Source organism: Pseudomonas jinjuensis (assembly GCF_900103845.1).
Lineage (GTDB): Bacteria > Pseudomonadota > Gammaproteobacteria > Pseudomonadales > Pseudomonadaceae > Pseudomonas > Pseudomonas jinjuensis.
Map to the genome: position 1 here is coordinate 39,100 of NZ_FNIJ01000021.1, position 10,258 is coordinate 49,357.

Annotated in this window: 11 protein-coding genes; 6 read left to right on the forward strand and 5 right to left on the reverse strand. The window is 66.7% G+C overall.

Annotation, left to right across the window (positions count from 1 at the left end):
- Positions 1 to 4: 4 nt before the first annotated feature.
- The 4 genes from BLR75_RS23635 to BLR75_RS23650 all read left to right on the forward strand — a co-directional run bounded on the left by BLR75_RS23635 (position 5) and on the right by BLR75_RS23650 (position 2,346).
- On the forward strand, positions 5 to 412 hold the full coding sequence (locus BLR75_RS23635) for an acyl-CoA thioesterase (RefSeq protein WP_084314497.1): 408 nt from the start codon (positions 5 to 7) through the stop codon (positions 410 to 412).
- Positions 413 to 486: 74 nt separating this feature from the next.
- A complete protein-coding gene (locus BLR75_RS23640) occupies positions 487 to 1,317 on the forward strand; it encodes a DMT family transporter (RefSeq protein ID WP_084314498.1) in 831 nt (276 codons plus the stop codon).
- Positions 1,318 to 1,382: 65 nt separating this feature from the next.
- Positions 1,383 to 1,769, forward strand: a complete 387-nt coding sequence (locus tag BLR75_RS23645) for an MAPEG family protein (protein ID WP_084314499.1) — start codon at positions 1,383 to 1,385, stop codon at positions 1,767 to 1,769.
- A 115-nt stretch (positions 1,770 to 1,884) separates the two neighbouring features.
- Positions 1,885 to 2,346 (forward strand): c-type cytochrome, encoded by a 462-nt coding sequence (locus BLR75_RS23650; RefSeq protein ID WP_084314500.1) that lies wholly within the window; start codon positions 1,885 to 1,887, stop codon positions 2,344 to 2,346.
- 1 nt (position 2,347) lies between these two features.
- Here BLR75_RS23650 and BLR75_RS23655 read toward each other — a convergent pair whose 3' ends face one another.
- Positions 2,348 to 2,740 (reverse strand): DUF1090 domain-containing protein, encoded by a 393-nt coding sequence (locus BLR75_RS23655; RefSeq protein WP_084314501.1) that lies wholly within the window; start codon positions 2,738 to 2,740, stop codon positions 2,348 to 2,350.
- Positions 2,741 to 2,836: 96 nt separating this feature from the next.
- Between BLR75_RS23655 and BLR75_RS23660 the strand changes: the two genes are divergently transcribed.
- Positions 2,837 to 3,805, forward strand: coding sequence for a CE1 family esterase (locus BLR75_RS23660; RefSeq protein ID WP_084314502.1), 969 nt, complete (start codon positions 2,837 to 2,839; stop codon positions 3,803 to 3,805).
- A 3-nt stretch (positions 3,806 to 3,808) separates the two neighbouring features.
- Here the strand turns inward: BLR75_RS23660 and BLR75_RS23665 are convergent, their stop codons facing one another.
- Positions 3,809 to 4,552: a metallophosphoesterase gene (locus BLR75_RS23665; protein WP_084314503.1), complete on the reverse strand. Its 744-nt coding sequence runs from the start codon at positions 4,550 to 4,552 to the stop codon at positions 3,809 to 3,811.
- 184 nt (positions 4,553 to 4,736) lie between these two features.
- On the opposite strand from BLR75_RS23665, the gene BLR75_RS23670 reads away from it, so the two are divergent.
- Positions 4,737 to 6,041, forward strand: coding sequence for a ferredoxin reductase family protein (locus tag BLR75_RS23670; protein ID WP_084314504.1), 1,305 nt, complete (start codon positions 4,737 to 4,739; stop codon positions 6,039 to 6,041).
- Between the two features lie 6 nt (positions 6,042 to 6,047).
- Here the strand turns inward: BLR75_RS23670 and ligB are convergent, their stop codons facing one another.
- The 3 genes from ligB to BLR75_RS23685 form a co-directional block, all read right to left on the reverse strand.
- On the reverse strand, positions 6,048 to 7,727 hold the full coding sequence (gene ligB / locus BLR75_RS23675) for an NAD-dependent DNA ligase LigB (RefSeq protein ID WP_371858148.1): 1,680 nt from the start codon (positions 7,725 to 7,727) through the stop codon (positions 6,048 to 6,050).
- Positions 7,728 to 7,857: 130 nt separating this feature from the next.
- Positions 7,858 to 9,048, reverse strand: a complete 1,191-nt coding sequence (gene metK / locus BLR75_RS23680; protein WP_084314506.1) for a methionine adenosyltransferase — start codon at positions 9,046 to 9,048, stop codon at positions 7,858 to 7,860.
- 17 nt (positions 9,049 to 9,065) lie between these two features.
- The gene (locus tag BLR75_RS23685; protein WP_084314507.1) at positions 9,066 to 10,067 is read right to left on the reverse strand and encodes an ArsR/SmtB family transcription factor; all 1,002 of its coding nucleotides are present in this window, start codon (positions 10,065 to 10,067) and stop codon (positions 9,066 to 9,068) included.
- Positions 10,068 to 10,258 lie beyond the last annotated feature (191 nt).

The following is a 10,258-nucleotide window of genomic DNA, read 5'->3' on the forward strand; positions in this document are numbered from 1 at the left end:
CTGCATGAATTTCCATACCCGCAAATGGGTCAAGCCCGAAGACCTCAACCCGAACGGCACGCTGTTCGGCGGCAGCCTGCTGAAGTGGATCGACGAGGAAGCGGCGATCTACGCCATCGTCCAGCTCGGCAACCAGCGCGTGGTGACCAAGTTCATCTCCGAGATCAACTTCGTCAGCTCGGCGCGCACCGGCGACATCATCGAGATGGGCATCACCGCCACCGAGTTCGGCCGCACCTCGATCACCCTGACCTGCGAAGTGCGCAACAAGATCACCCGCAAGAGCATCCTCACCATCGACAGGATGGTCTTCGTCAACATCGGTCCCGACGGCCTGCCGGCGCCGCACGGGCGTACGGAAATCCTCTACATCAAGGACCAGTTCAAGGACGAGGCGCTCAGCGAAGCCTGAGTTCCGTTCCGGGGCTTGCCGGGACCGGGGCGCGGCGGGATAGAATCGTTTGGTCTATACCAAAAGGTCCCGCCGTGTTCGCCACCAGCCTGGTGTTGCTCGCCGCCGTCCTGCACGCGGCCTGGAACACCCTCGTCAAGTTCAGCAGCGACCGCCTGCTGGTCGTCGCCTGCATGGACGTCGTCGGCGTCCTCGTCGCCCTCGCCGTATTGCCCTGGATGCAGGTTCCGCCGGCGGAAGTCTGGCCGTGGCTGGCGGCCGCGACCGCCTTGCAGCTGGTCTACCGGGTGCTGCTGATCGAGGCCTACAAGGTCGGCGACCTGGGCCTGGTCTATCCGCTGATGCGCGGTCTCTCGCCGCTGGTGGTGCTGGCGCTGACCCTGTACTTCGGCGGCGAAACCCTGAGCGACCGGCAGATCCTCGGCATCCTGCTGATCCCCGTCGGCATGCTCTGCCTGCTCAAGGGTGGCGGCGGGGCGCGCCTGCCCTGGGTGGCCTATCCGATCGTGCTGCTGATGGGGCTGTGCATCGGCAGCTACACCTGGACCGACGGCAACGCGCTGAAGCGCTGGCCGCAGCCGCTGGACTACCTGGTCTGGCTGACCCTGCTGTCCGGCGCGCCGTTCCCGCTGATCGCCCTGTTCGCCCGCACGCGCTCGTTCGCGCGCTTCTGGGTCAACGAGTGGAAGGTCGGCGTCACCGTCGGCCTGTGCGTGGTCGCCAGCTACGGGCTGGTGCTCTGGGCCATGCAGATCGGCTCGATCGCCGAGGCGGCGGCGCTGCGCGAGACCAGCGTGCTGCTCGCCGTGCTGTTCGGCATGCACTTCCTCAAGGAACCGTTCGGCCTGCCGCGGCTGCTGGCCTGCGCGCTGGTGCTGGCCGGAATGCTGGTGATGAAGCTTTGACGGCCTGTGGACGAACGGTCATCGATATTGCAGGCTGGCGTTTCCTTTCCTGACGGGACCCCATCATGACCATCGCCTTCTGGTGTGTACTGATCGCACTGTTCCTGCCCTACCTCGGCACCATGACCGCCAAGTTCGGCGGCCCGGGCTTCGGCCCCAGGCAGAACCACGACGCGCGAACCTTCCTCGCCGGCCTGGAGGGATTCCGCAAGCGCGCCCACCATTTCCAGCTGAACAGCTTCGAGGCGACCCCGGCCTTCGCCGTGGCGGTGATCGTCGCCTACGTGGTGGACAACGCCGACCCGGCCACGGTGGATCGCCTGGCCATCGCCTGGGTCACCAGCCGCCTGCTGTACTTCATCTTCTACCTCGCCGACCTGGCGATCCTGCGCTCGCTGGCGTGGTTCGTCGGCATGGCCATCGTGGTGGCGTTGTTCGTCATCTCGGCCTGAGCGATCGCTCGCTGGTTGCGGCGGATGGCCGCAGTCCGGGCCAATGGCTATGGATCAATCAACGACAGCGGCGGATAATCCGCCGCTCCGTGATTCCCGCCTGCAAGAGCTCCCAATGAAGCTGAAGACCCTGCTGGTCCTGTCGTTGGCCGTTACGGCCCTGGCCGGCTGCAACCGTCTCGATCCGAATTCGCCGCTGGCCAAGCGCCAGGCCATCTTCAAGGACATGCTGCGTACCAGCGAGAACATGGGCGGCATGCTGCGCGGGCGCCTGCCGTTCGATGCGGAGAAGTTCCGCGCCGGTTCGGCGAAGCTCGGCGAACTGGCCGACAAGCCCTGGCAGTACTTCCCCCAGGCCAAGCCGGCCGAGACCGATCTCGACGATACCCGGGCGAAAGAGGAAATCTGGCAGCGCCAGCTGGAATTCCAGGCCGACGCCAAGACCTTCGAGCAGGCCGTGGCGGCGCTGACGGCCAACACCCGCCAGGCCAAGCCCACGCCGGAAGGCGTGCGCAAGGACTTCGCCGCCGTGGAAGACGCCTGCGAGGCGTGCCACAAGAAATTCCGCGCCCTCTGAGTCAGGGCGCGGTTTCGCCGCTCAGCTCCCTCTTGGCCTGATCCAGTTCCGTGCGCGCCTCGGCCAGCTTGCTGCGGCGCTTTTCCAGCTTTTCCGCATCCCCGGTGTTCATCGCCTTGCGCAGGTCCTTCTCGCGCTCGGCGACTTCCTTTTCCGCATCCAGCACGCGCTGCGTGCGTTCCTGAACCAGGCCGGCATCGGTGCAGTGCGCCCGGCTTTCCTCGAGAGCGGTCTGCAGACCGGCGACCTTGTTCGCGTTGCCCTGGGCGCGGGCGGCTTCCAGCTTGCCTTCGATGGCCGCCTGCCTGGCCGCGCAACCGGTCGGCGCCGGGGCGGCGAAAAGCGGAACTGCCAGCAGCATGCCGGTCATAAACAGAGTGGGGCGCAGGAGCATCTGTAAATCCTTCGTCGTCGCACTGAAAGGCTAGAGTTTGCCATGGACCGGCTGCGCGAATCCTGACCTGATCCGGTTGGCAAGGAGGTGGGCACGATGCGCATCGTCATACGCTTGCTGCAGACCCTCATCGGCGTGCTGGTGCTGGCGCTGCTGGTCGGAACCTGGTGGTATGTGCCGAGCGAAACGCTGCGCCGGCCGGCGCTGACCGGCAGCAGCGAGGACGCCACCCTGCGCGTGGCCGGGCTGCGCCGCTACTACCTGCTGTACATCCCGCGGCAGTTGCCGGAGAACCCGGCACTGCTGGTGGTGCTGCACAGCTCGCGCAGCAACGGCGCGAAGATGCGCCGCGACAGCGGCTACGGCTTCGATGCGCTGGCCGACCGCGAGGGCTTCCTGGTGCTCTATCCGGACGGTTTCGGCGGCCACTGGAACGACTGCCGCAAGGCCGCCGACTACAGCGCGCGGCGCCAGCAGATCGACGACGTGCGCTTCCTTTCCCGGCTGATCGAGCAGATCGGCCGCGAGCGCCGCATCGACCCGCAGCGGATCTTCGTCACCGGCTACTCCAATGGCGGGCAGATGGCCTTCCGCCTGGCCGCCGAGGCGCCGCAGCGGATCGCCGCCATCGCTACCGTCGCCGCCAGCCTGCCGACCGCGGGCAATGACCTCTGCGCCCCGCAGGTCCAGCCGATGGCCGCGCTGCTGATGAACGGCACCCGCGATCCGATCAATCCCTATCGCGGCGGCAGGGTCACCCTGTTCGGTTTCGGCGATCGCGGCAGCGTGCTGTCGGCGGAACAGTCGGCGGCGATCCTGGCGCGGGTCAACGGCATCGAGGGCGAGGCCAGCGTCGAGCGGCTGACGCCCTGGGGCAAGGTCTGGTCCGAGCGCCAGGTGTGGCGGGAAGACGGCGCGCCGCCGGTGGAACTGGTCAGCGTGCACGGCGGCGGGCACCTGCTGCCGCAACCGGGCTACCGGCCGCCGCGCATGCTCGGGCAGATGGACCCGGCGCTGGACGGGCCGGGAGAAATCTGGCGCTTCTTCAGCCGCCTGCGCCCCTGAGGCTCAGACCTCGACCAGCCAGCACGGATCGAAGTTGCATTCCTCCCGCGGATAGCCGCCCGGATTGGCGACGATCCGCGCCTTGCCGATGCGGTAGTCCATGCGCTCGTGCACGTGCCCGTGAATCCACAGGTTGCAACGCGCCGCCAGCGCTTCGAGGTCGGAAGCGAAGGCCGGGGAGAGCGCATCGCCGACGTACTGCTGCGGGATCGAGCGGGCGCTGGGCGCGTGATGGGTGACCACCACGGTGGGCCCGGCGAAGGGCTCGTCCAGTTGCGCCGCCAGCCAGTCGCGGGAGGCCTGGAACAGGCTGCTGCTCAGCTCCGGCGTGTAGGGTTGGGTGAAATAGTCCACGCAGTCGAAGTCCGGCATCAGCCGCAGCGCCTTGGCGTGGGCCAGTTGCGCCGCCTCGCTGCCGTAGAGCTGGAAGTCGGTCCACAGGGTCGCGCCGAGGAAGCGCACGCCGTCGATGACCACCGCATCGTTTTCCAGGAAGTGGATATCCAGCGCCCGCGCCAGGTTGCGCATGGACTGGGTCAGCTCCGGCAGGTCCGAGTGGTAGAACTCGTGGTTGCCGGAGACGTAGATGATCGGCGTGTCGGGGAAGGCTTCCCGCGCCCAGTGCAGCCCCTGCAGGTGCTCGTGGATATCGCCGGCGAGCACCACCACGTCGGCCTCCACCTCGGGCAGCGGACGCAGGCCGCCGAAGTGTTCATGGTGCAGGTCGGAAAGGATTCGCAGGTGCATGGTCGTCGCGGCATCGTCGGAAGTTCTCCATTCTGCGCAGAAAGCGCTGGAATGCCCAGTGATTGAGCTGCGTCATGGCATGGCCGATGGCCTTTAAATTCCCACACTGAATTAATGGATAATTCAGAAGAATCGGTCAGTTTCCCCATGGGCGAGCCGGGTTGGCTCGCCGTGAGGGGGAATCATGAAAATCATCTGGATCGTACTTCTGACAGTCGCGGCCACCTTCGGCCTGGCGCTGTTCCTTGACCCGCCGTCGACCCTGGATATCTGGATGCTGCGCAAGCAGGCCATCCTGTTCACTGGCGTGGCGGCATTCGCCCTGATGTCCCTGATCATGCTGCTGGCGGTGCGACCGGCCTGGCTGGAGCGTCCGCTCGACGGGCTGGACCGCATGTACCTGGCGCACAAGTGGGCGGGCATCCTGGCCATCACCCTGGGCCTGCTGCACTACCTGATGGAACTGGCCGGACCGCTTCTTGCGAAGGTTGTCGCCAAGCCGGCCAAGGGCCCGCGGGTGGAGACCTTCCTCGATGTCTTCCGCGACTCGGCGAAGGAACTGGGTGAATGGTCCGCCTGGCTGCTTGCGGCGATGCTGGTCATCACCCTCTGGCAACGCTTCCCGTACCACCTGTGGCGCTACGTTCACAAGGCGCTGGCGGTGGTCTACCTGGTGCTGGCTTTCCACTCGGTGGTACTGGCTCCGGCTGGCTACTGGTCGCAGCCTGTCGGCTGGCTGGTGGCGTTCTGCGCAGTGCTGGGAAGTCTGTGCGCGTTGTGGTCCCTGGCTGGGCAGATCGGTCGGCGGCGCACCCATGAGGGCGTGGTGGTGGCGGTGGAGCACCCGGGCGAGCGCATGCTGGAAGTGACCTGCAAGTTGCAGGGCGACTGGAAACATCGCGCAGGCCAGTTCGCCTTCCTGACCTGCGACCGCCTGGAGGGTCAGCATCCCTTCACGCTTTCCAGCGCCGACCGTGGCAACGCTGAGGTTCGCTTCAGCATCAAGGCGCTGGGCGACTACACCCGGCGCCTGCAGGACAGCCTCCGGGTCGGCGATCCGGTTACGGTGGAAGGCCCCTACGGTCGATTCGACTTCCGCCGCGACAGGGGCGGACCGCAGGTGTGGATCGCCGGGGGCATCGGCATAACGCCTTTCCTCGCCTGGCTGGAGTCGCTGCAGGAGAGGCCTGATGATTGCCCGGAGACGACCCTGTTCTATTGCGTACGCAGGCCGGCGGACGCCATCCATGCAGGACGCCTGCGCGAGCTGTGCGCGAAGCTGCCGCGAATCGACCTGCGAGTGCACTGCAGCGAAACGGAAGGCCGCCTGCAGACGGAGCATCTGGGGCTGAATCCAGGCCCGCGGGGGCGCTGGCCGAGCGTCTGGTTCTGTGGACCGCAGGGGCTCGCCGAACTGCTGCGGCGCGACCTGCGCCGTTCGGGCATGCCCCGTGACCGCTTCCATCAGGAAGCCTTCCAGATGCGCTGACGCCGTTCAGAATCCGTCGACACCGAGGTTGTGCAATTGCTCGCGCAAGCGCACGACCTCAGGTTCATGGAAGAAGCGCTCCAGTTGCATGGCGCGAACCGGCCCGATGCCTGGCTGCCGTCGCCATTGCCCGGCGCTGCGTGCTGCCAGGGCCGGCCAGTCCTCAGCAGCGGGCAGGGAATCCGGCGAGGGCACGCCAAGTGCTTTCAGCCAGTTGCGGAAGGGGCGTTTCGGCGCGGCCTCGAACTGTTCGCGAAGCTTTGCCGCGCTGCGTTCGCCCATGCCTGGAATTGCCAGCAGATCCTCGCGAGACAGCGACAGCCAGTCGAGCATTCCCGGCAACGCCCCGGCGTCGAGAAGGCGGCGCCAGGTACCGGGTCCGAGGCCGGTCAGGGCGAGGCCGTTTTTTCCGCCCAGCCACTCCAGCCGTGCCAGGAACTGCTCCTCGCAGCCGGGTGTTGGGTGCCAGCAGGTCAGTTCGCTGTATTGCCCGTCCTGCGGCACTTGCAGCCCAGGACGCAGCGGCGAGCGCCAGACCACGCCGTCCAGCCGCGGAATGGTCAGGCCGGCCAGGGCGATGGAAACCTGGTCGCCGGGGCGGATATCCAGCGCCTGCCAGCGTTGCAGCGAGCCGACGCTGACACGCTGGATGCGCCGGCCGTCCAGCTCCACCGGCAGCAGTTGCAGCACCGGCGTGATGCGCCCGCTGCGGCCGACGTTGAACTGCACCGCGCGCACTTCGGCGAGGGCCTGGGCAAAGGGATATTTCCAGGCCCTGGCCCAGAACGGCGCCTGCGCCTGCCAGCTTTCCCCGCCGGGACGATTTCCCTGGCGGATGACGATGCCATCACTGGCGAATGGCAGTGCGCTGCGGTACCAGTGTTCGCGCCAGCGCTGCACATCGGCGAAACCCCGCACCGGCTCGGTGAGTGCCGCGCTGTCGGCGAGGCCCAGCGCCTTCAGGCGTTGCAGGCGGCCGGGCATGTCCAGCGGGCCGAGCGGCAGTTCCCAGACGAACAGGCCGACATTGCCCGCATCGCTGCCGATGTCTTCCCGCGCCATCGCCCCGGCCACCTTGCCGCGCGCGCCGAGGCCGCCTTTCTGCGCCTGGATGTGATCCGGCAGGCGCCAGTACAGCTCGCCCTGCAGCACCAGCCGGCCATGCTCGCCCGTTAGCCTGTGCGGAATGTGCGGCAGCTTCTGCGCATTGGCCGTCCAGTCCTGCCCGCGCAGGCCATCGCCCCGGCTGATGGCCTGGATCAGCTTGCCGTCCCGATAGAGCAGGCTGACCGCCACGCCATCCACCTTCGGCTGCACCCAGAGATCGTCGCGGCCGCGCAGCCATTCCTGCACGGCGGCTGGGTTGGGCAGCTTGTCGAGGCCGGTATGGGGAATCGGATGGCGCAGCGTTCCGGCACTGCCGTCGAGCGGGTCGGGCAGGGCGGGCGCCTGCTGCGGGAAGCAGTTGCGCCATTGGTCGAAGCGGGCGCGGGCCTGGTCGTAGAGTTCGTCGGCGACCGGCGAGACGCCCTGGCGATGGTAGGCGTCGTCCCAGTCCGCCAGTTGCTGGCCCAGCGCGGTCAGTTCGGTGCGGGCCTGGTTATCGGTCCAGTCGGGGCAGGCGGAGGCGAACGGCGGGCAGGCGAGGAGGGCGAAGGTGAAGAAGAAGCGCTTCATGACCGGCATCCGTGCGGCGGAAGGAAGCGCTCAGCGTAGGAAGGGTAGAGCTGAGAATCGGCTGCAAGCCAGGGCGGAATTCTCCGCAAAAAACAGAAAACCCCGCCGAGGCGGGGTTTCTGCTGTTCGAGCCGGGGGCTTACAGGCCGGCGGCGTCGCGCAGGGCGGCGGCCTTGTCGGTCTTCTCCCAGGTGAAGGCGGTGAAGGTGTCGCCGTCGTAGGTCATCTCGAACGGGTTGCGGCCGAAGTGGCCGTAAGCCGCGGTCGGCTGGTACATCGGGTGCAGCAGGTCGAGCATCTTGGTGATCGCGTACGGACGCAGGTCGAAGTGCTCGCGGACCAGCTGGATGATCTTGTCATCGCTGATCTTGCCGGTGCCGAAGGTGTTGACCGAGATGGAAGTCGGCTGGGCCACGCCGATGGCGTAGGACACCTGGATCTCGCAGCGCTCGGCCAGGCCGGCGGCAACGATGTTCTTGGCCACGTAGCGGCCGGCGTAGGCAGCGGAACGGTCGACCTTGGACGGGTCCTTGCCGGAGAACGCGCCGCCGCCGTGACGGGCCATGCCGCCGTAGGAGTCGACGATGATCTTGCGGCCGGTCAGACCGCAGTCGCCCACCGGGCCGCCGATCACGAAGTTGCCGGTCGGGTTGATGTGGAACTGGGTGTCCTTGTGCAGCAGCTCGGCCGGCAGGACGTGCTTGATGATCAGCTCCATCACGCCTTCACGCAGGTCCGCGTACTTGACCTCCGGGTTGTGCTGGGTGGACAGCACGATCGCGTCGATGCCGACGACCTTGCCATTTTCGTAGCGGCAGGTGACCTGGGACTTGGCGTCCGGACGCAGCCACGGCAGCAGGCCGGACTTGCGGGCTTCGGCCTGGCGCTCGACCAGACGGTGGGAGAAGCAGATCGGCGCCGGCATCAGCACGTCGGTTTCGTTGCTGGCGTAGCCGAACATCAGGCCCTGGTCGCCGGCGCCCTGGTCTTCCGGCTTGGCGCGGTCGACACCCTGGTTGATGTCCACGGACTGCTTGCCGATGATGTTCAGCACGCCGCAGGTGGCGCCGTCGAAGCCGACGTCGGAGCTGTTGTAGCCGATATCGATGATGACCTTGCGCACCAGCTCTTCCAGGTCGACCCAGGCGGAAGTGGTGACTTCACCGGCGATGATCGCGACACCGGTTTTCACCAGGGTTTCGCAGGCAACGCGGGCGTACTGGTCCTTGGCGATGATGGCGTCCAGCACCGCATCGGAAATCTGGTCCGCGATCTTGTCCGGATGGCCTTCGGATACGGATTCAGAGGTGAAGAGGGAGTATTCGCTCATCTAGCGGTTCCTATTGATTACCGGTGGGTGAGGACGCTTTGCGGACCCGGCCTGGCGAAATGCCGCACCTGGATCTGAAAGCCATTTTTTAATCCAACGTAAACACTTTCGCCGGGTTCCAGCCCGGCGGCGTCGGCCCAGCGTGCCAGGTCTTCCTGGTCGAAGCCGAGCCAGAGATCGCCGCAGGCATCCCGGGCCCAGCCCTGGTCATGACTGCAGAGATCGGTTACCAGCAGGCTGCCACCGGGATGAACCAGGCGGGCCAGCTGTTTCAATGCATCCGCCGGCGCGGCGAAATGGTGCAGAACCATGTTCAGCACCACGCAGTCGGCTGTCTCGGCCGTGTCCTGCAGCGCGTCGGCCAGGGCCAGGCGTACATTGCCGAGGCCTTCCTCGACGCAGCGCGCCCTGGCCAGTTCCAGCATCGCCGCGCTGTTGTCCAGCGCCGTGACCTGGCTGAAACGCCGCGCCAGCTCGGGGAGGAATCCACCGTCGCCGGGGCCGACCTCCAGCGCCGTGGCGCCGGGGGCGAAGCTCAGTGCGTCGAGCAGCGCCAATACGCTCTCGCGATACTGTGGCAGTCCTGCGATCAGGTCCTGCTGGGCGCGCAGCTTTTCCGGGCTGCGGGCGAAATAGTCGCGACTGGCTGCCGCACGCTGGGCATGCACTTCGGCAATCCGTGCGCTGACGTCTTCAGGCAGCGCCAGCTCGTCGACTTCATCGAGCAGCGCACCGTGCAATTGACCGCCGAGCGCCTCGCTCTGCGGCAGGGCGCGGCGATAGAAGATCGCGTTGCCTTCGCGACGGCTCGCCACCAGGCCGGCCTGAGCCAGTACCTTCAGGTGGTGGCTCATGCCCGACTGGCCGATGCCGAAGATCTGCGCCAGTTCCAGCACGCCGAACGAATCGTTGGCCAGCGCGCGCAATACGTTCAGCCGCAGCGGATCGCCGCCGGCCTTGCACAGGGCGGCCAGTTCGTCGCAATCGTCGTGACGGATCGAGGGCATGCGCAGGCTCATAAGGCGCGCAGTCTAGTCGCCGCTATCGGGAGGGGCAACCTCTGTATCAAAAAGTTTTGATATTGGTGACGGAAGGCGGCTGCAGGCTGTAGGCCGCAGGCAAGAGCTTGGCTTGGCGGGGTTGGGCGGTACGCTGTTCGCCTGAAGCCTGAAGCCTGAAGCCTGAAGCCTGAAGCCTGAAGCCTGAAGCC

Bases quoted from the DNA above. Each gene is read 5' to 3' on its own strand.
- BLR75_RS23635 (WP_084314497.1), top strand. From the start codon at position 5: ATGAATTTCCATACCCGCAAATGGGTCAAGCCCGAAGACCTCAACCCG.
- BLR75_RS23645 (WP_084314499.1), top strand. From the start codon at position 1,383: ATGACCATCGCCTTCTGGTGTGTACTGATCGCACTGTTCCTGCCCTAC.
- BLR75_RS23650 (WP_084314500.1), top strand. From the start codon at position 1,885: ATGAAGCTGAAGACCCTGCTGGTCCTGTCGTTGGCCGTTACGGCCCTG.
- BLR75_RS23655 (WP_084314501.1), bottom strand. From the start codon at position 2,740: ATGCTCCTGCGCCCCACTCTGTTTATGACCGGCATGCTGCTGGCAGTT.
- BLR75_RS23660 (WP_084314502.1), top strand. From the start codon at position 2,837: ATGCGCATCGTCATACGCTTGCTGCAGACCCTCATCGGCGTGCTGGTG.
- BLR75_RS23665 (WP_084314503.1), bottom strand. From the start codon at position 4,552: ATGCACCTGCGAATCCTTTCCGACCTGCACCATGAACACTTCGGCGGC.
- BLR75_RS23670 (WP_084314504.1), top strand. From the start codon at position 4,737: ATGAAAATCATCTGGATCGTACTTCTGACAGTCGCGGCCACCTTCGGC.
- ligB (WP_371858148.1), bottom strand. From the start codon at position 7,727: ATGCCGGTCATGAAGCGCTTCTTCTTCACCTTCGCCCTCCTCGCCTGC.
- metK (WP_084314506.1), bottom strand. From the start codon at position 9,048: ATGAGCGAATACTCCCTCTTCACCTCTGAATCCGTATCCGAAGGCCAT.
- BLR75_RS23685 (WP_084314507.1), bottom strand. From the start codon at position 10,067: ATGAGCCTGCGCATGCCCTCGATCCGTCACGACGATTGCGACGAACTG.